A 21111-nucleotide genomic window follows, 5' to 3' on the forward strand; every position below is an offset into this window, starting at 1 on the left:
GCGCCGAGCCATGCGCGGCGGAATCCCTCAGCGTTCGCGGCCCGGCACCCGGCGCAACCTCATTCCCTGACCGTGGTCACCCGCGTCGGCAGGTCCCACGCACCGCCCGCAGCGACCAGTCGACACAGGCCCGTGGTGGTGGCGGAGGTCGCCACGAAGCGTTTGCCGTCCCAGCCCCAGGTGTTCATCGACCAGCAGTCACCCAGGCCTCGCCCCTTGTGCGATCCACTGATGCTGCGGCCGTCATCATCAGTGCCGAAGTGGGTGACCAGCTGCGGCTCGTAGGGTGCCTGCGCGTTGACTACCCAGTAGCCGCTGCCTGCGTTGTAGGCCCCACGCCAGCACAGGGCTGATACCAGCAGCTTGTCCGCGCTCAGGCGCTGCAGCTTCAACGGCACGACAGGCTCATCCATCGACACGGTCTGGTCGGGTTGCAGGGCCGCGCAGTCATCGGGCGGGGTCGCGGCCACCAGGGCGGCGCGCAACGCATCGGAACCGGCCAGTGCGGCGTCCGACGGGCGCGCTGCGGCCAACTTCGCCAGCGCCACCACCGGCATCGGCAACGCCGCAGGCACCGATGATTCCGCGCGCTTGCCCTTGCGCATCACCGCGCCGGGCGTCCCCAGCCGACCCTGGAATTCGTCCATTTTCAGCAGTACCGCCGAAGCGCCCCGCGCCGACAGCGTCCATTGCCGCTGATCGTCGCCGGTAAAGACGACATGGCCTGCGCCGGGACCGCTCACCGACGCCAGCAGGGCAGCTACCTGTGGCGCGCTCAACGTTGCCGTGCCCGCGCTGGCTGCGTAATCCAGTGGACCCAGGTCGTGTCCGTCGACCTGCATCCGCAGCTTCGCGGGCAGCACGGTTTCGTCGTACTGGCCCAGCATCAGCCTGGCGCTGATCGGCTGCTGCGGCCCGCCGTAGCGCGTCAGCAGCACCGATACCGGCAGCGGGTCGGCGGCTTCTTCGTTCTGGTAACCCGCCGCGCGGCAGGTCCGCGTGTTGTCGCAGGCCAGGGCCCAGTCGTGATGGCTGAAGTCGATGCCGACCAGATCAGGCGGGGAAGCACACAGGGCGGACAGCGGGGCCAGCAGCAGAAGCAGCAACGAGGATAGGCGCATGGACAGCGAGCACTATGGAAGAGACCCGGGCATGGTGGCTGATGCGAGGGCGCAGGCCAAGATGGCAACAAGGCAAACCCCGACGGTTGCCCCCATCCGTTCAACGGGAGGTCACCCACGCAGGAGCGTCACATGGAAGGTCTGTCTCGCGGTCTGGTCATGCTGTGCATCGCGGTGCTGGGCATGGCAGCCGGTACCGCCGCCGACGCACAGCGTCCGCTGCCACCCACGCCACCCGCGCCACCCCCTTTGGCCGTGACCGCGCCGTTGCTGCAGGTGAAGGGCGCGGAAATGCCGGTGCAGCTGCAACGCGCCATGCTGGACGGGACGGTGGCCGCCGGCCTGGCCGAGATCCGCATCGAACTGGAGTTCCACAACCCCAACGGCCGCATGCTGGAGGGACAGTTGGAGTTTCCGCTGGCCGATGGCCAGCAGGTGGCGGGCTTTGCGCTGGATATCGATGGCGTGCTGCGCGATGCGGTGCCGGTGCCCAAGGCGCAAGGCCGGCAGGTGTTCGAAGCCATCGAGCGGCGGCGGGTTGATCCGGGGCTGCTGGAACAGACCGCTGGCAACCAGTTCCGCCTGCGCATCTATCCGATTCCGGCACACGGCAGCCGACGCGTGGCGGTGACCATCCGCCAGACCTTGCCAGTGGACACGCAGGGCCTGCGCTGGACGTTGCCGCTGCAGTTCGCGCGGGGCGCGCAGCAGGCCAGCGTGCACCTGCAGGCCAGTGGCATCGGCGCTCCGCGTGCCTCGAACGGACTACCATGGGCGTTCGCGCTGCGCGATGGCCGCTACCAGCTGCAATGGCAGGGCCGCGGCGCGGAGCTGCCGGGGCAGGCGCAGTGGTCGCTGCCGCAGGTGCGCCAACGCGACGTGGTGGCCGGGCTGCACGAGGGCCAGCGCTACCTGATGGCGCAGATCCCGGTGCCGGTGCAGGCCGTGGCGCGTGCCATGCCCACCCGCATCGGACTGCTCTGGGATGCTTCCGGATCGGCGGGCCATCGCGACCGGGAGGCCGAGTTTGCCGTACTGGATCGCTACTTCAAGGCCATCGGCGATGGCCAGGTAGAACTGACGGTGTTGCGCGACCAGCCCGAAGCAACACGCCGATTCGGCATCCGCGGCGGCGACTGGTCCGCACTGCGCGCCCACCTGCAGGCGCTGCCGCTCGACGGCGCCAGCGCGCTGGGTGCATGGACCCCGCAGCCGGCGGTGCAGGAATACCTGCTGGTCAGTGACGGGCTTTCCAACTACGGAAACCGCAGCCAGCCGGCACTCGCCGCAGGCCAGCGCCTGTATGCCCTGAGCGGTGCAGGCGCGCGCACCGACGTGGCGCGCCTGCGGGCTTGGACCGCTGCCCACCAGGGCGAGCTGCTGGTGCTGTCCACGAGCGCTGATGCGGCGTCGGCGGCAGCACGGTTGCTGCAGCAGGGGGCGGTGGTGCTGTCGCTGGAAGGCGAGGGAATCAGCGGCCTGGTGGCCGATGCCGGTGCGGCCGTGCAGGGCTGGTTGCGGGTGATGGGCAGGATCGAAAAGCCGGGCGGCAGCGTGCAGCTGCGCGTGCGGCTGCCGGATGGGCGCATCGACACCCAACGGGTGGGTGCTGGTGAAGCGCGGCTGCTGCCTGGCGGCCTGGTGGCACATGCCTGGGCGAACGGCCAGCTGGCCGACTGGGCGGGCGATCCGCTGGCCCACGCCGCAGCGCGACGCACGCTGTCACAGGCGTTCGGGCTGGTTGGTGCGGACACTTCGCTGTTGGTGCTGGAATCGATCGACGACTACCTGCAGCATGGCATCCGGCCGCCGTCGTCGCTGCGCGCCGAGTACGACCGTCGGCACGCCCTGGCCAGCGTCGACGTGGCGCGCGAGCGCAGCGAGCGCCTCGATGACATCGCACGGCAGTTCGCTGATCGTCAGCGCTGGTGGGAAACCCGCTGGCCCAAGGGCACCCCGCCGCAGGCGAAGCAGGAAAAGTCCAGTCCCGCCGCGGTCGCGATGGCAGCGCCTTCGGCAGCAGTGGAGGCCTTCGAGGCCCGGCCGGACGCCAGCGTCACCGCACCTGCGCCGCCGGCGCCCCCGGCGCCGCAGGCGATGCTGGCGCGCCCGGCCCCACGCGCCGAGCGCGGTGCGATCGACGAGACAGCCAGCCGCGCCGCCAACCGTGGCGACATCACCATCGCGCTTGCACCGTGGGCCCCCGATGCGCCCTATGCCATGCGGCTGCGCGCTGCCTCGGCCGATGCGCTGTATCCGCTGTACCTGTCCGAGCGCGCACAGCATGCGGACAGCAGCGCCTTCTATCTGGACGTGGCCGACCTGCTGCTGGCCAAGGGCCAGCGTGAGCTGGCGCTGCGGGTGCTGTCCAACCTGGCCGAGATGCAGATCGAAAACCGCCACGTACTGCGCGTGCTGGGGTATCGGCTGATGCAGGCCGGTGCACCCACATTGGCGGTGCCGGTGTTCCGTGACGTCCTGGCGATGGGTGAGGAAGAGCCGCAGAGCTTCCGCGACCTCGGCCTGGCGCTGGAAGCCAGCGGCCAGTACCCGCAGGCACTCGCGGCGCTGTACGAAGTGGTGCTGCGCCCGTGGGACAGCCGCTTCAACGGCATCTCGCTGATCGCACTGGATGAGGCCACCAACCTGATGGCACGCGAAGGACTGGACGCCCGTGCCATCGACCCGCGCCTGCGCCGCGCCCTGCCACTGGACCTGCGCGTTGTGCTGGGCTGGGACAGCGACAACAGCGACATGGACCTGTGGGTGACCGACCCCAACGGTGAGCGCGCGTACTACGGCAACCGGCTGACCTACCAGGGCGGCCAGATGTCGCAGGACTTCACCGGCGGCTACGGGCCGGAGCAGTTCTCGCTGCGTGATGCCAAGCCGGGCACCTACAGGGTGGAGGCCAACTTCTTCGGCAGCCGCGAGCAGCTGGTGACCGGCGCGACCACGTTGAGCCTGCGCCTGAGCACGCACTGGGGCACGCGCCAGCAACGCGACCAGACGGTCACGCTGCGCCTGAAGGACCAGGCCGAGAGCGTGCTGGTCGGGGAGTTCACGGTGAAGTAGGCGGCGGGTGCGGGGTGCGCGATGCCGGTCGCCTGGGGTGGCCGGCATCGGGCCGGCCACGCGGCCGGCCAGAGCCGTTTCGCCCGGCCGGCGCGACCGGCGACCGTGCAGCGGCCAGCAGCCTGTGCTGGTATCATTACCGGTCATATTTCGAACACGAAACCGCCGACATGCTCGAGCTGAATCCTGTCCGCCAGCGAATCACCGATCTCACCGATCGGGTGGTCTCGCTCAGGGGGTATCTTTGACTACGACGTCAAGAAAGAACGCCTGGAAGAAGTAACCCGGGAGCTGGAAAACCCGGATATCTGGAACAAGCCGGAGTACGCCCAGAACCTGGGGCGTGAACGCTCGCTGCTTGAAAAGACCGTGGGCGGCATCGCCAGCATCCTCGATGGCCTGGTGGAATCCACCGACCTGCTGGAACTGGCCGAGAGCGAACAGGACCAGGAAACCGCCGATGCGGTGGTCGCCGACCTGGACAAGTACCTCAAGCACGTGGAGCAGCTGGAGTTCCAGCGCATGTTCTCCGGCGAGATGGACAGCTGCAACGCCTTCGTCGACATCCAGGCCGGCGCCGGTGGCACCGAAGCCCAGGACTGGGCCGAAATGATGCTGCGCATGTACCTGCGCTGGTGCGAAGCGCGCGGCTGGAAGACCGAACTGATGGAAGTGTCCGGCGGCGATGTGGCGGGCATCAAATCGGCCACCTTCCGCGTGGAAGGTGAGTTCGCCTACGGCTGGCTGAAAACCGAGATCGGCGTGCACCGCCTGGTGCGCAAGTCGCCGTTCGATTCGGACAACCGCCGGCACACCAGCTTCACCTCGGTGTTCGTGTCCCCGGAGGTCGATGACAACATTGAAATCGACATCAACCCGGCCGACCTGCGCACCGACGTGTACCGCTCCTCCGGTGCCGGTGGCCAGCACGTCAACAAGACCGAATCTGCGGTGCGCATCACGCACATCCCGACCAATACCGTGGTCGCCTGCCAGACCGGCCGCAGCCAGCACCAGAACCGCGACACCGCGATGAAGATGCTGGCCGCCAAGCTGTACGAGCTGGAAGTGCAGAAGCGCAATACCGAGCGTGATGCCCTGGAAGCGACCAAGTCCGATATCGGCTGGGGCAGCCAGATCCGCAACTACGTGCTCGACCAGAGCCGTATCAAGGACCTGCGCACCGGCATCGAGCGTACCGACACGCAGAAGGTGCTGGACGGCGACCTGGATGAGTTCATCGAGGCCAGCCTGAAATCCGGCCTGGAAGCGGGCGCCAAACGCAGCGACGCCTGAGCCTGCGGGTCGCCTGCATGGTGACCCGCCCGGTGGCTGCAGCCGCAGCCACCCCCGGTCCGTCGTATCCTCGGCGGGCGCGAATCCCTGAAGACCCCCCCACAGACAACGACCGACCAAGCCCATGAACGAGCAGACCGCCGCGCCGCAGCCCCCCGTCGACGAAAACAGCCTGATCGCCGAGCGTCGCGCCAAACTGACCGCGCTGCGGGCCCAGGGCATCGCCTACCCGAACGATTTCCGTCGCGAAGACTTCGCCGGCAGCCTGCAGGCAGACTTCGCCGACGTCGAAAGCTGGACCGCCGAAGCGCTGGAAGCCAACGAGCGCCGGGTCAGGATGGCCGGCCGGCTGATGGCCAAGCGGGTCATGGGCAAGGCCAGCTTCGCCCAGATCCAGGACGAATCCGGCCGCATCCAGGTATTCCTGCAGGGCAACGTGCTGGGCGATGCCTACACTGCCTTCAAGGGCTGGGACGTGGGTGACATCGTCGCGGTGGAAGGCGGCCTGACCCGCACCCGTACCGGCGAGCTGTCGGTGAAGGCCGAGAGCATCCGCCTGCTGACCAAGTCGCTGCGTCCGCTGCCGGACAAGTGGCATGGCCTGGCTGACGTGGAGCAGCGCTACCGCCAGCGCTATGTGGACCTGATCGTGACGCCGGAGTCGCGCGAGGTGTTCATCAAGCGCTCCCGGATCATCCGTGCCATGCGCGCCTGGCTGGACAACCGCGACTTCCTGGAAGTCGAAACGCCGATGATGCATTACATCCCCGGCGGTGCCACGGCCAAGCCGTTCACCACCCACCACAACGCGCTGGACCTGGACCTGTACCTGCGCGTGGCGCCGGAGCTGTACCTGAAGCGCTTGGTCGTGGGTGGGCTGGAGCGCGTCTACGAGATCAACCGCAACTTCCGCAACGAAGGCGTCAGCACCCGCCACAACCCCGAATTCACCATGATGGAGCTGTACGAGGCCTACGCCACGTACACCGAAGTGATGGACCTGACCGAAGGGGTCATCCGTGATGTCGCCCGCCAGGTGCTGGGCACCACCGAAGTGGAATGGGATGGTGCCCGCATCGACCTGGCCCCGGCCTTCCGCCGCTGGCGCATGGACGAAGCGGTGCGCCACCACAACCCGGAAATCAGCCTGGCCGACTGCACCGACCGCGATGCGCTGGTCGCGCATTGCGAGCGCCTGAAGATCCGCATCAAGCCGTCCTACGGCTGGGGCAAGCTGCTGCTGGAGATCTTCGAGGCCACCGTCGAGCACACCCTGATCCAGCCGACCTTCATCACCGACCATCCGGTGGAGGTGTCGCCTTTGGCCCGGGCCAGCGATGATGCGCCGGGTTACACCGACCGCTTCGAGCTGTTCATAAATGGCAAGGAACTGGCCAACGGCTTCTCCGAGCTGAATGACCCCGAAGACCAGGCCGCGCGCTTCCAGGCACAGGTTGCCGCCAAGGACGGGGGCGATGACGAGGCGATGCATTACGACGCCGACTACATCCGGGCGCTGGAGTACGGCATGGCGCCGACCGGCGGGCTGGGCATCGGCATCGACCGCCTGGTGATGCTGCTGACCGGCAGCAGCTCGATCCGTGACGTCCTGCTGTTCCCCTACATGCGCCCGGAAGCCTGATCCGGATACGCCGGCGCCGCCTGCACGGGCGGCCCGGTGCTACCGTGCGGGCGAGCGCTGGAGTATGGTATCGGCGAGGCCGCTGAGTGGCCGGAATGACCCGATTGCCGGGGGGAGGCGATGGGTCGCGTCCTTTACGCCATCACAATGTGACGGCGATCAAGATCCGGGGAGCGCATGGCAGGTATCGGACAGATGCAGGGTGCGGGCCTACAGAATGGCAGGTTATCCTCGCCAACCCTGATCCCGGGGTGGTCGAACGAGCAGGCGGAAGCAGCGTTGAATATTGTGATCGTCGACGACCAGACGTCCGCGCGGACGATGCTGCGCCATGTCATCGAAGACATCGCGCCGGAACTGAGCGTGCACGACTTCGGCGATCCGCTGGCCGCGCTCAACTGGTGCGAATCGCAGCCGGTGGACCTGCTGCTGCTGGATTACCGCATGCCGGAGATGGATGGGCTGGAGTTCGCCCGCCGTTTCCGCCGCCTGCCCAAGCACCGCGACATCCCGGTGATCCTGATCACCGTGGTCGGCGACGAGCCGATCCGGCAGGCAGCGCTGGAGGCGGGGGTGATCGATTTCCTGGTCAAGCCGATCCGTCCCCGCGAACTGCGCGCGCGCTGCTACAACCTGCTGCAGCTGCGACAGCAATCGGAGAACGTGAAGCAGCGGGCGTTGTCGCTGGAGCAGCGGCTGCTTGCCAGCATGCACGAAGTGGAAGAGCGTGAACGCGAAACCCTGTCGCGGCTCGCACGTGCCATCGAATACCGGGATGCCGGCACCAGCGCCTACCTGGAACGCATGTCCCGCGTGGCCGGGCTGATCGCCGAACAGCTGGGGCTTCCCGAAGAGGAGGTCAAGCTGATCGAGATGGCGGCGCCGCTGCATGACATGGGCAAGATCGCCATTCCCGATGCAGTCCTGCTGAAGCCGGGCAAGCTGACCGACGAGGAGCTGGTGATCATGCGTCGCCACCCTCGCATCGGCCACGAACTGTTGAGCGGCAGCCAGAACCGCTTCATCCAGATCGGCGCGCTGATCGCGCTGCGTCACCACGAGCGCTATGACGGCAGCGGGTATCCGGATGGCCTGGTCGGCGATGCGATTCCTCTGGAAGCCCGCATCGTGGCGGTGGCCGACGTGTTCGATGCGCTGATTTCGCCGCGTCCGTACAAGGAAGCATGGACCTTCGATGCGACCCTGGCCTACCTGTACGCGCAGCGTGGCCGGCTGTTCGATCCGCGCGTGGTCGATGCCCTGCTGCGCGGGCGCGCGCAGTTGGAGCAGATCTGCGCCGAACACTCCACCGCGTCGGCGCGACCCGGGTTGTGAGCATGCTCGCGCTGCTGCCCCGGCTGCGCAATCGTCTGGCCCAGCGCCAGGATTCCGAGCATGGGCAGCAGATCGTCCGCATCGTGCTGATCAGCCTGATCCTGGCCTATGTGCTGATGCCGGGCGTGCGCAGCGACCTGCCGCATGACCAGTACGTGGGCGTGCTGGCGATCGTGCTGGGTGGGCTGGGGCTGTCCCTGCTGGCCTTCGGCTGGCTGCTGTGGCGTCCGCAGCGCTCCGACCCGCGGCGCATCCTGGGCATGCTGGCCGACTACGGCCTGATTGCCGCGGGCATGATCCAGATGGGCGAGCCGCTGTCGTGGGTCTACATCGTGGTGATGTGGGTCACGGTGGGCAACGGCATGCGCTTCGGCAACAACTACCTCTACCTCGCCGTGGCGATGGCGATGATCAGCTTCGGCTGCACCGCGCTGTACACCGACTATTGGGTCGACAATGCGCGGCTGGCGTTCGGGCTGTGGCTGGGCCTGGCTGCGGTGCCGCTGTACTTTTCCACGCTGCTGCGCCAGCTCACCGAAGCGATGGCCGAAGCACGCCGCGCCAGCGAGGCCAAGAGCCGCTTCCTGGCCAACATGAGCCACGAATTCCGCACGCCCTTGAACGGGCTGGCGGGCATGACCGAAGTGCTGGCCACCACCGAGCTGGATGAAGAGCAGCGCGAGTGCCTCAACACCATCCAGGCCTCTTCGCGCAGCCTGCTGGCGCTGGTGGAGGAAGTCCTTGATATTTCGGCCATCGAAGCGGGCAAGCTGCGCGTGGCCGCCGAAGATTTCGCCCTCGGTGACGTGGTCCAGGCCATCGGCCTGATCCTGCTGCCGCAGGCCAAGGCCAAGCGGCTGGACTACCGCGTCCGGGTGGATGAAGGCGTGCCGCCGCGGCTGCGTGGCGATACCGGCCACCTGCGCCAGGTGCTGCTGAACCTGGCCGGCAATGCGGTGAAGTTCACCGACCACGGCAGGGTGGAGATCCGCATCGACGTGGTCAGCGCCGCTGCCGATGGTGGCGTCCGCCTGCGCTTTGAAATCATCGATACCGGCATCGGCGTGGCCGTGCCGATGCGTCCGCGGCTGTTCGAAGCGTTCGAGCAGGCCGATGTCAGCATGGCGCGGCGTCACGAAGGCACCGGCCTGGGGACCACCATCGCCAAGGGACTGGTGGAAGCGATGGGCGGCGAGATCGGCTACCAGGAGAACCTGCCGCAGGGCAGCCGCTTCTGGTTCGAAGTGCCGTTCGCCCCGCCGCTGCCGGAGCGCGTGGGCATCACCCCGGCGCTGGTCGGCAACCCGCTGGACAGCAGCAACGGCAATGTCATCGCCTTCGCCGATCCGTTCCTGCGCCACCGCGCGCGGGTGCGCAGCATGAGCATCCTGGTGGCCGACGACCACGAGGCCAACCGCATGGTGCTGCAGCGCCTCCTGCAGAAAGCCGGGCACCGCGTGCTGTGCGTCAACGGGGGCGAAGCGGTGCTGGATGCCATGGCCGAGAGTGATTTCGATGCGGCCATCGTCGACCTGCACATGCCGGGCATGAGCGGGCTGGACATGCTGAAGGAGCTGCGGGTGATGCAGGCCGGCGGCGCGCCGCGCACGCCGGTGCTGGTGCTCAGTGCCGACGTCACCCCGGATGCCATCCAGCGCTGCCAGCAGGCCGGTGCGCATACGTTCCTGGCCAAGCCGGTGGTGGCGGTGCGGCTGCTGGATACGCTGGCGGAGATCGCCTCCAACGGCGACCTCAAACCTTCTGCGCCCGTCGTGCGCACGCTGGCCGGCGGCACCGACGGCGTGCTGGATTCGGGCGTGCTGGATGAATTGGCTTCACTCGGCATGGGCGACGGCTTTGAAAGAGAGTTCGTCCGCCAGTGCCTGGGCGATGCGGAAAGCTGCATGCGCAAGGCCCATGCGGAAGGCGAGGCGATGGACTGGGTGCAGTTCCGCGAGCAGGCCCACGCGATCAAGGGCGTGGCCAGTAATCTTGGACTGGTGCGGGTGTCCAACCGCGCCGGTGAGCTGATGCGGATGGCGGACTGGCAGCTCAAGGCCGAATGGCGCCAGCGCCTGTCGGTGCTGGCTGGCGCGCTCAAGGAAGGTCGGCTGGCGCTGGCTGCGCGTGCCGCGCACCGTAACCAGCCCGGCGTGGACGAGGCGGACCCGCGCTGACCCGAAGCCCGGTCGACGTTGCGGAAAACGTGCCGGCGGGCCGCCGGCACGTGTCGGTTCACTTGGTGGGGGAGGGCACAGCTCAGGCCGCGTCAAGACCGGCACGACGGGTCTGTGCCTTGATCAGCCGATCCATCGTGCGCAGCGAGCGATCGCCCAGTGCCAATGCCGAATCCACCCAGACCTTGGTGATCTCCAGCAGCTCGTCATAGCTGACGGCCTGGGCCAGGTTGCGCGCGGCATTCATCGCCAGGTAGGACTGCGGAATGCGCTGGTGCTGGCGGATCAGGTCCTGCACGGCCTTGGGGCCTTCACCCTTGCGGACCAGTACGTCGACCACGCCCATCGCATGCATTTCCTCGGCACTGTAGACGCGGCCATCCAGGATGATTTTCTCGGCCAGCTGCGGCGCCACGCGGCGGCACAGGAACGAGTAGGCGCCCATGCCCGGGAACAGGCCGAACAGCACTTCAGGCAGGCCCATGCCTGCGCCTTCTTCGGCGACGATGGTGTGGCAGGCCAGGGCCATCTCCAGCCCGCCGCCCAGCGCATCGCCCTGGATCAGCGCGATCGAACGCACGTCACCGCCAAACCCGGTATGCAGGTGATGCACGCCTTCCACGCAGCGCTGTGCATAGGCCAGCAGGCGGTCGCGATTGCCTTCGCGGATCAGCCGGGTGAACAGGTCCAGGTCGCCGCCCAGGTTGTAGGCGGTGGCGTCGGAGGCCAGCACGAAATGGCGCAGGCGGCCGTCATGGCGGCTGGCAGGCCCCCGGGTCACGGCGCTCATGTAGCTCCACATTTCATCGAGCATGTCCTTGCGGCAGCAAGGGCGGATGCCGGTGGATGCATCGGCGTGCATGAACAGCCAATGGGCGGCGCCGTCGGCGCTGTCTTCGGTGCGGATGGTGGTGTATGGGCGGTTTGCAGGCAGCTTTTCGATGGTGCTCATGGCAGGTTCCTCGGCATGGCGGGCCCGCGGGGAAATCGGTGGTCGGCGGGCCGAACGGGTCCACTCGCGGGGATGCTACACCGGCCCAGTCGCCCCAAATGCAAAAGCCCGGGGCGTTTCCACCCCGGGCTTTTCACTTTTCGCTCATCCGCGTCTCGGTAGTGACGGCCGCTGGCCGTCAGGCCTTTGCCGCTGCGCTCGCCGAGCATGGCTCGGCGCTGCCTGCATCAGGCTGGCGGTGCGTCACGCAGCTCGCGGCGCAGGATCTTGCCGACGTTGGTCTTCGGCAGCTCCTTGCGGAACTCGACGATCCTGGGATGCTTGTAACCGGTCAGGTTGGCCCGCGCGTGTTCCTTCACCTGCTCGGCGGTGAGGTTCGGGTCCTTCTTGACGATCACCACCTTGACGATCTCGCCGGACTTCTCGTCCGGTACGCCGACCGCCGCCACTTCCAGCACGCCGGGCATCATCGCGATCACGTCCTCGACCTCGTTGGGATAGACGTTGAAGCCGGACACCAGGATCATGTCCTTCTTGCGATCGACGATGTAGCAGAAACCCTGCGCGTCCATCTTCGCCATGTCGCCGGTGTGCAGCCAGCCGTCGGCATCGATCGCCGCGGCGGTGTCTTCCGGACGCTGCCAGTAGCCCTTCATGACCTGCGGGCCCTTGATGCACAGCTCGCCCACTTCATCCAGGCCCAGCAGGTTGCCGTTGTCGTCCTTGATGCAGGCATCGGTGGACGGAATCGGCAGGCCGATCGACCCGTTGTACTCAGCCAGGGTCAGCGGGTTGATGCAGGCCGCCGGCGAGGTTTCGGTCAGGCCGTAAGCCTCTACCAGGGTGACGCCGGTGGTCTTCTTCCAGCGCTCGGCGACCGATCGCTGTACCGCCATGCCACCGCCCAGGGTGACCTTCAACGTGGAGAAATCCACTTCATCGAAACCGGGCGTGTTGAGCAGGCCATTGAACAGCGTGTTGACGCCGGTGATGGCGGTGAAGCGCACGCCCTTGAGCTCCTTGACGAAGCCTTTCATGTCGCGCGGATTGGTGATCAGGTGGTTGCAGCCGCCGAACTTCATGAAGACCAGGCCGTTCGCTGTCAGCGCGAAGATGTGGTACAGCGGCAGGGCCGTGATGATCCACTCCTTGCCCGGCTCCACGCCCGACGCGCCGATCCATGCCGACGCCTGCTGCATGTTGGCGACCAGGTTGCGGTTGGTCAGCATCGCACCCTTGGCCACGCCGGTGGTGCCACCGGTGTACTGCAGGAAGGCGATGTCGTCGTGGTCGATCTCCACCTTCGGCAGGTCGTGGCGGCGGCCCAGCTTCAACGCCTGGGTGAAGCGCACCGCGCCCTTCAGGGTGTAGTTGGGGACCATCTTCTTGATGTACTTCAGCACGAAGTTGACGATCACGCCCTTGGCGCCGAGCAGGTCGCCGAGCCCGGCGGTGATGACGTGCTTGACCTGCGTGTCGGCGATGACGGCCTGCACGGTGTCACCGAAGTTGTCCACCACCACCAGGGCGGTGACCCCGGCGTCGACCAGCTGGTGCTTCAGCTCGCGCGCGGTGTACAGCGGGTTGACGTTGACCACGGTGAGGCCGGCGCGCAGCACGCCGAAGGTGGCGACCGGGTACTGCAGGCAGTTGGGCATCATCAGGGCGACGCGGTCGCCCTTCTTCAGCTGCAGTTCGCCGAGCAGGTAGGCGGCGAACTGCTCGACCAGTGCGTCGGTCTCGCCATAGGTGAGCACCTTGCCGAAGCTGGAGTAGGCGGGACGATCCCGGTACTTGGCCACCGAGGCGTCGAAGACGGAGGAGACCGAGTGGAACTCGTTGATGTCGATCTCGGCGGGCACGCCTTGCGGGTAACTCTGCAACCAGGGACGTTCCAGGCTCATCTTTCCCCCTCCAGGAAACTGTGATGTTTGGGTTGGTTCTGTAGCCAGTATCGGTCAGATCCAGCCGTGGCAGCATACCGTCCCGGATGGAAAACGCGAAGAGGCCCGCCGATGGCGGGCCTCTGGACTGATGATCGGTAGCGCCGAGCGATGCTCGGCGAGCGCAGCGGCCCTTCTTCAGAGCGTGACGACCAACGGTCGTCACCCACCAAGCCAAGTCTTCACCCACCAGGCCGGGTCGTCACCCACCAGGCCGGGTCGTCACCCACCAGGCCAGGTCGTCACCCACCAGGCCGGGTCGCCACTACCTTACTTTTTGCGGGCCGGGGCGCCGTTGGCCTGGAAGTACGGAGCGGTGCTGCGCGGCAGCGGGGCGCGGCCGCGCAGCACGTCGGCCAGCTTCTCGGCCATCATGATGGTCGGGGCGTTGAGGTTGCCGGTCACCACCTGCGGCATGATCGAAGCGTCGATGATGCGCAGGCCTTCCATCCCGTGCACGCGGCCGTGGCCGTCGACCACCGCCATCGGGTCGGCGGCACTGCCCATCTTGTTCGAGCACGACGGATGGTAGGCGGTTTCGGCATGTTCGCGGACGAATGCGTCAATCTCCGCATCGGTGCGCAGCTGGCTCCCCGGCGAGATCTCGCGGCCGGTGTACGGCGCCAACGCCGGCTGGCCGAAGATCTCGCGGGTGATGCGGATGCCATCGCGGAACTCGCGCCAGTCCTGTTCATGGGACATGTAGTTGAACAGGATGCTCGGATGCACGCGCGGATCGGTCGAACGCACGTGGATGCGGCCCCGGCTGGGCGAGCGCATCGACCCCACGTGCATCTGGAAGCTGTGTTCCTTGATCGGGTTGGAGCCGTTGTAATTGATCGCCACCGGCAGGAAGTGGTACTGCAGGTTGGGCCAGGCGAATTCTTCGTTGCTGCGGATGAAACCGCCGCCTTCGAACTGGTTGCTGGCGCCGGTGCCGGTGCCGTTGAACAGCCATTCCGCACCGATCGCCGGCTGGTTGTACAGTTTCAGTGCGGGGGCCAGCGAAACCGGTTTCTTGCACTCGTACTGCAGGTACATTTCCAGATGGTCCTGCAGGTTGGCGCCGACGCCGGGCAGGTCATGCACCACCTCGATGCCGAGCCCGCGCAGCAGGTCGGCCGGGCCCACGCCGGAGCGCTGCAGCACCTGCGGGGAAGCGATGGCGCCGCCGCACAGCAGGACTTCGCGACGCGCACGCGCCTTCTGCGGTTCGTCGTTGCGCAGCCACGCCACGCCCACCGCACGCTTGCCGGAGAACAGGATGCGGTCGGTCAGCGCGTGGGTGACGATGGTCAGGTTCGGTCGCGCGCGCGCCTGGTCCAGGTAGCCGCGCGCGGTGCTCGAACGACGGCCGCGCGGGGTCACGGTGCGGTCCATCGGACCGAAGCCTTCCTGCTGGTAGCCGTTGAGGTCATCGGTGCGCGGGTAGCCGGCCTGCACGCCGGCTTCGATCATCGCCGCGAACAGTTCGTTGTTGCCGGCCTTCGGCGTGGTGACCTGCAGCGGGCCATCGCTGCCGTGGTAGTCGTTGCCGCCGATGTCGCGGGTTTCGGCCTTGCGGAAGTAGGGCAGGCAGTCGGCGTAGGTCCAGTCTTCCAGGCCCGGCATGCTGGCCCAGTTGTCATAGTCCATCGCGTTGCCGCGGATGTAGCACATGCCGTTGATCAGCGAGGAGCCGCCGAGGCCCTTGCCGCGTCCGCAGTCCATCCGCCGGTCGTTCATATGCGGCTCGGGATCGGTCTTGTAGGCCCAGTTGTAGCGCTTGCCCTGCAGCGGGAAAGCCAGCGCGGCCGGCATCTGGGTGCGGAAGTCCAGGCGGTAATCCGGTCCGCCGGCCTCCAGCAGCAGCACGCTGACGTCGGCATCTTCGGTGAGGCGGGTGGCCAGCACGTTGCCGGCCGAACCGGCGCCGATGATGATGTAGTCGTACTCGTTGGGGGTGCTCATGGTCTTTGCTCCTGCAGGCCGGGCGGCGCGCGGTCGCGCCAGCTGGCGGTGTATAGGGTGGCCGGGCGTGGGGGGAGGGACACGCCCGGCCGGAACGACGGCCGCAAGGCCGGTGCGTTCGGATCAGAAAATGCTGGTGTACTCGCCCAGTTCCACCTGTACCGACTTGATGCGGGTGTAGTGGGCGAGGGTGGAGATGCCGTTCTCGCGACCCACGCCGGACTGCTTGTAACCGCCCACCGGCATTTCCGCCGGCGATTCGCCCCAGGTGTTGATCCAGCAGATGCCGGCTTCCAGGCGATGGATGATGCGGTGCGCACGGGCGATGTCATTGCTGACCACGCCGGCGGCGAGCCCGAAGTGGGTATCGTTGGCGCGGGCGATGACTTCTTCCTCATCGTCGTAGGCAAGGATGCTCATCACCGGCCCGAAGATCTCTTCGCGCACGATGGTCATGTCATCGCGGCAGTCGGAGAACACGGTCGGCAGGACGTAGGCGCCCTTGGCCAGCGCACCTTCGGTGGCACGCCCGCCCCCTGTCAGCAGCCGCGCACCTTCGCGCTTGCCGGTCTCGATCAGGCGCAGCACGTTGTCCATGTGCGCAAAGCTGGTCATCGGGCCGAAGTTGGTCTGTGCATCCTGCGGATCGCCGATGCGGATGCGCTTGACGCGCTCCACGACGGCCGCTTCGAAGGCCGCCAGCATGGCGCGCGGCACGAACACGCGGGTGCCGTTGGTGCACACCTGGCCGGAGCTGAAGAAATTGGCCATCACCGCGATGTCGGCGGCGCGTTCCAGCGCGGCATCGTCACAGATCACCAGCGGCGACTTGCCGCCCAGTTCCATGGTGACTTCCTTCAGCGAGGACGAGGCAGCCGATGCCATCACCTTCTTGCCGGTTTCCACGCCGCCGGTGAAGGAGATTTTCTCGATCAGCGGATGTTCGGTCAGCCACTGGCCCACTTCACGGCCCGGTCCCTGCACCACGTTGAACACACCGTCCGGCACGCCGGCTTCGGTGTAGATCTTCGCCAGTTCGATGACAGTCAGCGGGGTCACTTCGGACGGCTTGAACACCATCGCATTGCCAGCTGCCAGCGCCGGGGCGGACTTCCACAGCGCGATCTGCACCGGATAGTTCCATGCGCCGATACCGGCGACCACGCCCAGCGGCTCACGGCGGGTGTAGAAGAAGCTCGATTCGCGCAGCGGCACCTGGTTGCCTTCGATGGCGGTGGCCAGGCCGGCGTAGTACTCCAGCACGTCGGCACCGGTGACGATGTCCACCGTGGTGGTTTCGCTGAGCGCCTTGCCGGTGTCCAGGGTTTCCAGCTGCGCCAGCGCGTCGTTGCGTTCGCGCAGGATGTCCACGGCGCGGCGCAGGATGCGCGAACGCTCCATCGCGGTCATCGCCGCCCACACCTTCTGGCCTTCCGCGGCGCTGGCCACGGCGCGCTCGACATCGGCCTGGTTGGCGATCTGCACCTCGGCGATCACCTCGCCGGTGGCCGGGTTGATGCTCTGGAAGGTCTTGCCGCTGGTGGCGTCGACCAGCTTGCCGTGGATGTAGAGCTGCTGCAGGGGCAGGGTGGACATGGGAACTCCTGGAAGGGGAAGGGGGAGAGGAGGGGAGCAGGCGTTCAAGCGCTTATAGCGCGTTTGCCTGTAACTGGAAGTCGATGTACGCGTAGGCGATGCGGCGTGCGTTGTCGGCGTTGAAGTCACCGCCGACCAGGCTGCCGCGCAGCCACAGGCCATCGACCATGGCGGCCAGCCCGCGGGCGGCCAGGGAGGCCTGTTCGCCAGGCAGAACGCGTTTGAACTGGTGGCACAGGTTCGAATACAGGCGCTGGTCGTTGGCGCGCTGCAGGCGGGCCAGTTCCGGCTGGTGCATGCTCGCTGCCCAGAAGGTCAGCCACACGCGCATGGCGGTGCCGTTGGTCTGGCTGTCGTCGAAGTTGCCATCGACGATGGCACGCAGCTGCGCGCGGGGATCGTCGGCGCAGGTGTCGCGGAAGCGCGCCACGGCGTTCTTCAACTCACGCAGGATCTGCCGCATGGCCGCGTTGAGCAGGCCGTCCTTGTCGCCGAAGTAGTGCGCCACGATGCCGGTGGACAGTCCGGCCTTGCGCGCGATGGTGGCCACCGTCGCGTCGGCCAGGCCGATCTCGTCGATGGTCTGGAAGGTGGCGCGGATCAGCTGTTCGCGGCGGACCGGCTCGATGCCTTTCTTCGGCATTGTCTCTCCATGCACTGCGACCGGGGGGTCCCGTGATGGCGACCACTATACTTTTTATTGATTGAACGTTCAATCAATAAAGGCGTAGGATGCGCTCGCGTCCCCACGCCCTGGTCCCGGTCCCTTCGATCCGGCCGGACCCTGCGCCCCCAGGATCGATGAGACAACACCATGTCTTCCAAGGCTTCCTCCGCGCCGTCGCCGCTGCGACTGAACGGTTTCGTGTTCTTCAGCTCGGCCCTGTCCATCGGCGTGCTGGGCCTGCTCACCGTGCTCAACCCGCAGGCCAGCGAGCACTGGCTGCAGGTCGCGCAGGCGCAGGTGTCCGCTGCGTTCGGCTGGTGGTACATGCTGCTCATCGTGGCCTGCCTGGGCTTCGTGCTGTGGCTGGCGTTCTCCCGCTACGGCAGCATCCGGCTGGGCCACAACGAAGAATCGCCTGCCTTCGCCTACGTGCCCTGGGTGTCGATGCTGTTCTCGGCCGGCATCGGCATCGCGTTGTTGTATTACGGCGCCTATGAGCCGCTGGACCACTTCCTGACCCCGCCGGGACAGCAGGGCGGCACGGTCGCGGCCAGTCGCGAGGCGATGGTGCTGACCTTCCTGCATTGGGGCCTGCACGGTTGGGCGTTGTACGCGCTGGTGGGTGTCGCTTTGGGCTACTTCGCCTACCGTCGGAACCTTCCGCTGGCACTGCGTTCGGCGCTGTACCCGATCTTCGGTGAACGCATCCATGGCCGGATCGGCGACATGGTGGACGGCTTCGGCATCCTGGCCACGCTGGTGTCGATGGTGACCAACCTGGGCATCGGGGCGCTGGTGGTGCAGTCCGGGTTGAGCTACCTGTTCAACGTGCCCGACACGCCGCAGACGCTGGTGATGATCGTGCTGGTGATGATGGTGGTGGCCACCATCGGCGTGGTGGCCGGCGTGGAGAAAGGCATCGCCTGGCTGTCCAACCTCAACGTGCGCCTGCTGTGCCTGCTGCTGCTGTTCGTGCTGGTGACCGGGCCGACGCTGCACCTGCTGGACGGGCTGGTGCAGAACACCGGCGATTACCTGGCCTCGTTCGTGCGCAAGAGTTTCGACATCTACCTCAACCAGCCGGACGGCCGCGACTGGCTGGGCAGCTGGACGCTGTTCTACTGGGCGTGGTGGATTGCCTGGGCGCCGTTCGTCGGCCTGTTCGTGGCGCGCATCTCGCGCGGGCGCACCATCCGCGAAGTGATCCTGGGCGTCCTGCTGATCCCCTTGGGATTCACCTTGGCGTGGCTGTCGATCTTCGGCAACACCGCCATCGACCTGGTGTTGAACCACGGCCAGGCGGTGCTGGGTGAGGTGGCCAAGGCGGATGCGGCGATGACCCTATTCAAGCTGCTGGAGTACCTGCCGTGGGCGCCCTACGTGGCCGGTGCGGCGGTGGTGATCGGCTTCGTGCTGTTTCTGACGCCGGTGGACTCAGGCACGCTGATGATCGCGAACCTGTGCACCCGGCGCGTGGACGGTGGCTTGGAAGATGGCCACGACGCCCCGATCTGGTTGCGGGTGTTCTGGGCCGTGGTGATCACCGTGGTGAGCATCGGCCTGCTGCTGGCCGGCAATTTCGGGGCCATGCAGACCGCGGTGGTGCTGTGCGGCCTGCCGTTCTCGTTCACCCTGGCGTTCTACATGGTGGGCCTGCTGCGCGCCCTGCGCACCGACCCGGATGCGCCCCACCGGCACTGAAGCTGACAACCGGCAGGGTCCTGCGTTGGTAGCGCCGAGCCATGCTCGGCGGCTCCTGGGGTCCGGGGTCAGAGTCAGGACTCTGACCCCTTTTCAGGAAGCTGATCGCAGTGCCGCTTCCACCAGCGGCACGGCCCAGTCCGGCGTCTGCCGCAGTTGCGCCAGGTCTCAGAGTCCGGGGTCAGAGTCAGGACTCTGACCCCTTTTCAGGAAGCTGAGCGCAACGCCGCTTCCACCAGCGGCACGGCCCAGTCCGGCGTCTGCCGCAGTTGCGCCAGGTCTTCGTCGGAGGGCCATTCCAGCTGGCCGCCTTCCATCTGCAGCACCCGCTGTGGATCCGGCACCGCTTCGCCGGGTGCGGCCTCCGCGCTGTTGTCATACACCTGCAGCGCGGCCAGCACCGGCATCAGGCCGATCAGATTCTGCTGCGCCAATGGCCAGCGGCGCCGGATGTCGGCTTCGTTGATCGTGTGGCCGCCGGCCTGCACCCGCGCCTTCACCCGCGCGATGTGCTGCTCCGGGCTGGACAACCCGCAGAACCACATCAGCACATCGTGCGTGCGGGTGGCTTCGTGGAGCATCGCGGTGATCGAAGTGCCGCCCAGGGTGGTTTCGAAGGCATGGTTGCTGCCCTCGGCCAGGGCGGCCTGCAGGCGGGTGACGCCTTCCTGCCAGGCCTGTCCGTTGGCCTCGGCCTGGCCGACGCCCAACTGCCGCACCAGCGCACGGGCGTAGGTGTCCGGATTGAACCAGTCCAGTCCCGCCTCACGCAGCAGGTGACCGCCGATGGAGCTCTTGCCGGCGCCGTTGACCCCGGCTAGCACGTATAGGAACGGGCGTGCCATCAGAAGCCGGAGCCGGCCTTGACCTTGCCGCCGAGGTGGGCAGGGCGACGCAGCAGGTCGCGTGCGCGCGGGCCGGCCTGGGCCTGCTGAAGCACGGCCAGGCGTTCGTCGAAGCCTTTGCGCAGTTCGGTCAGGGCGGGGCTCTGGTTGCGCAGTTCACCCAGCGATTGTTCCAGCGCTTCGACCTTGGCCTGCAGCGCGCGGTACTGATCGGCGGAGATGATCACCGCCTGCGGTTCGTTGTGGTTGGTGACCACGACCATGCGCTGTTCGCGCACTTCCTGCATGACCTTGCGCCAGTGTTCCTTCACCGAGGACGCGGTGGTGCGGGTGAGTTCGGTGATGGGTTCGAAGGTGATCGGGGCGTGCAGCATGGCGGACTCCACAGGATGTGCCTCGAGGTCGAGAATACTCCTGTTTGGTCCTTTTTATATGAATTGTATAAAATGGGAATTAATCATTTTTCCGGGTGGCGCCTCGTTGCTGGGAGGGAGGGCGGTTGAAGCCCTTGCGCAGGACACGTCGTAAACCCATCCATGGGGCCTGCTTTCCGCCCATCCGGGGCTCCAAGCGTCCTGCGCAAGGGCTTCAACCGCCCTCCCGGCCGGCATCGCCGCGCCAGCGGAGGGGGAGGGAAGGGCAAAGCAAAGCAAAAAAAGGCAGGTGCTGGAAGCACCTGCCTCTTCTATTTTTTCATACGCGGCCACCGGAAACCGTCAGGGCGACGGGTGGGTGGAGGGTGCGGGGGCGTTGAGCGCCATGGATGGCGTGAAACGAGGCCCGCAGGAGCGGCTGTTGCCGTCCCCCGGAC

General features: G+C 66.9%; 14 protein-coding genes. 6 read left to right on the top strand and 8 right to left on the bottom strand.

What is annotated here, in order from left to right:
* Positions 1-59: 59 nt before the first annotated feature.
* Complete coding sequence (locus H9654_RS13205; protein ID WP_191771212.1) at positions 60-1121, bottom strand: DUF1176 domain-containing protein; 1062 nt, start codon at positions 1119-1121, stop codon at positions 60-62.
* 132 nt (positions 1122-1253) lie between these two features.
* Here H9654_RS13205 and H9654_RS13210 point away from each other — a divergent pair, with 132 nt between their 5' ends.
* The 5 genes from H9654_RS13210 to H9654_RS13230 all read left to right on the top strand — a co-directional run bounded on the left by H9654_RS13210 (position 1254) and on the right by H9654_RS13230 (position 10646).
* Positions 1254-4196, top strand: a complete 2943-nt coding sequence (locus H9654_RS13210; protein ID WP_225212052.1) for a VIT domain-containing protein — start codon at positions 1254-1256, stop codon at positions 4194-4196.
* A 170-nt stretch (positions 4197-4366) separates the two neighbouring features.
* A protein-coding gene (prfB, locus tag H9654_RS13215) for a peptide chain release factor 2 (protein ID WP_101099674.1) occupies positions 4367-5492 on the top strand; the annotation gives its coding sequence in 2 pieces (ribosomal slippage) (positions 4367-4441 and positions 4443-5492; 1125 coding nt in all).
* 124 nt (positions 5493-5616) lie between these two features.
* On the top strand, positions 5617-7134 hold the full coding sequence (gene lysS / locus H9654_RS13220; RefSeq protein WP_191771213.1) for a lysine--tRNA ligase: 1518 nt from the start codon (positions 5617-5619) through the stop codon (positions 7132-7134).
* A 195-nt stretch (positions 7135-7329) separates the two neighbouring features.
* Positions 7330-8469: a cyclic di-GMP phosphodiesterase response regulator RpfG gene (locus H9654_RS13225; protein ID WP_191771227.1), complete on the top strand. Its 1140-nt coding sequence runs from the start codon at positions 7330-7332 to the stop codon at positions 8467-8469.
* Positions 8470-8471: 2 nt separating this feature from the next.
* Positions 8472-10646: an ATP-binding protein gene (locus tag H9654_RS13230; RefSeq protein WP_191771214.1), complete on the top strand. Its 2175-nt coding sequence runs from the start codon at positions 8472-8474 to the stop codon at positions 10644-10646.
* Between the two features lie 82 nt (positions 10647-10728).
* On the opposite strand, the gene H9654_RS13235 is transcribed toward H9654_RS13230, so the two are convergent.
* The 5 genes from H9654_RS13235 to betI all read right to left on the bottom strand — a co-directional run bounded on the left by H9654_RS13235 (position 10729) and on the right by betI (position 17730).
* A complete protein-coding gene (locus H9654_RS13235; protein ID WP_101099677.1) occupies positions 10729-11598 on the bottom strand; it encodes a crotonase/enoyl-CoA hydratase family protein in 870 nt (289 codons plus the stop codon).
* Between the two features lie 227 nt (positions 11599-11825).
* Positions 11826-13502 (bottom strand): long-chain fatty acid--CoA ligase, encoded by a 1677-nt coding sequence (locus H9654_RS13240; RefSeq protein WP_191771215.1) that lies wholly within the window; start codon positions 13500-13502, stop codon positions 11826-11828.
* A 309-nt stretch (positions 13503-13811) separates the two neighbouring features.
* On the bottom strand, positions 13812-15491 hold the full coding sequence (gene betA, locus H9654_RS13245; protein WP_191771216.1) for a choline dehydrogenase: 1680 nt from the start codon (positions 15489-15491) through the stop codon (positions 13812-13814).
* 123 nt (positions 15492-15614) lie between these two features.
* Positions 15615-17087, bottom strand: coding sequence for a betaine-aldehyde dehydrogenase (gene betB / locus H9654_RS13250; RefSeq protein WP_191771217.1), 1473 nt, complete (start codon positions 17085-17087; stop codon positions 15615-15617).
* Positions 17088-17139: 52 nt separating this feature from the next.
* Positions 17140-17730, bottom strand: coding sequence for a transcriptional regulator BetI (gene betI, locus H9654_RS13255; RefSeq protein ID WP_191771218.1), 591 nt, complete (start codon positions 17728-17730; stop codon positions 17140-17142).
* A gap of 171 nt (positions 17731-17901) precedes the next feature.
* On the opposite strand from betI, the gene H9654_RS13260 reads away from it, so the two are divergent.
* Positions 17902-19455, top strand: a complete 1554-nt coding sequence (locus H9654_RS13260; RefSeq protein ID WP_191771219.1) for a BCCT family transporter — start codon at positions 17902-17904, stop codon at positions 19453-19455.
* Between the two features lie 206 nt (positions 19456-19661).
* Here H9654_RS13260 and H9654_RS13265 read toward each other — a convergent pair whose 3' ends face one another.
* Positions 19662-20300: an ATPase gene (locus H9654_RS13265; RefSeq protein WP_191771220.1), complete on the bottom strand. Its 639-nt coding sequence runs from the start codon at positions 20298-20300 to the stop codon at positions 19662-19664.
* Positions 20300-20674 carry a type II toxin-antitoxin system Phd/YefM family antitoxin gene (locus tag H9654_RS13270; protein ID WP_191771221.1) on the bottom strand — a complete coding sequence of 125 codons (375 nt, stop codon included), beginning with the start codon at positions 20672-20674 and terminating at the stop codon, positions 20300-20302. The genes H9654_RS13265 and H9654_RS13270 overlap by 1 nt, the downstream gene beginning before the upstream one ends.
* Positions 20675-21111 lie beyond the last annotated feature (437 nt).

Origin of the sequence: Stenotrophomonas lacuserhaii, assembly GCF_014836545.1 — a bacterium.
Lineage (GTDB): Bacteria > Pseudomonadota > Gammaproteobacteria > Xanthomonadales > Xanthomonadaceae > Stenotrophomonas > Stenotrophomonas lacuserhaii.

Bases quoted from the DNA above. Each gene is read 5' to 3' on its own strand.
- H9654_RS13205 (WP_191771212.1), bottom strand. From the start codon at position 1,121: ATGCGCCTATCCTCGTTGCTGCTTCTGCTGCTGGCCCCGCTGTCCGCC.
- H9654_RS13210 (WP_225212052.1), top strand. From the start codon at position 1,254: ATGGAAGGTCTGTCTCGCGGTCTGGTCATGCTGTGCATCGCGGTGCTG.
- lysS (WP_191771213.1), top strand. From the start codon at position 5,617: ATGAACGAGCAGACCGCCGCGCCGCAGCCCCCCGTCGACGAAAACAGC.
- H9654_RS13225 (WP_191771227.1), top strand. From the start codon at position 7,330: ATGCAGGGTGCGGGCCTACAGAATGGCAGGTTATCCTCGCCAACCCTG.
- H9654_RS13230 (WP_191771214.1), top strand. From the start codon at position 8,472: ATGCTCGCGCTGCTGCCCCGGCTGCGCAATCGTCTGGCCCAGCGCCAG.
- H9654_RS13235 (WP_101099677.1), bottom strand. From the start codon at position 11,598: ATGAGCACCATCGAAAAGCTGCCTGCAAACCGCCCATACACCACCATC.
- H9654_RS13240 (WP_191771215.1), bottom strand. From the start codon at position 13,502: ATGAGCCTGGAACGTCCCTGGTTGCAGAGTTACCCGCAAGGCGTGCCC.
- betA (WP_191771216.1), bottom strand. From the start codon at position 15,491: ATGAGCACCCCCAACGAGTACGACTACATCATCATCGGCGCCGGTTCG.
- betB (WP_191771217.1), bottom strand. From the start codon at position 17,087: ATGTCCACCCTGCCCCTGCAGCAGCTCTACATCCACGGCAAGCTGGTC.
- betI (WP_191771218.1), bottom strand. From the start codon at position 17,730: ATGCCGAAGAAAGGCATCGAGCCGGTCCGCCGCGAACAGCTGATCCGC.
- H9654_RS13260 (WP_191771219.1), top strand. From the start codon at position 17,902: ATGTCTTCCAAGGCTTCCTCCGCGCCGTCGCCGCTGCGACTGAACGGT.
- H9654_RS13265 (WP_191771220.1), bottom strand. From the start codon at position 20,300: ATGGCACGCCCGTTCCTATACGTGCTAGCCGGGGTCAACGGCGCCGGC.
- H9654_RS13270 (WP_191771221.1), bottom strand. From the start codon at position 20,674: ATGCTGCACGCCCCGATCACCTTCGAACCCATCACCGAACTCACCCGC.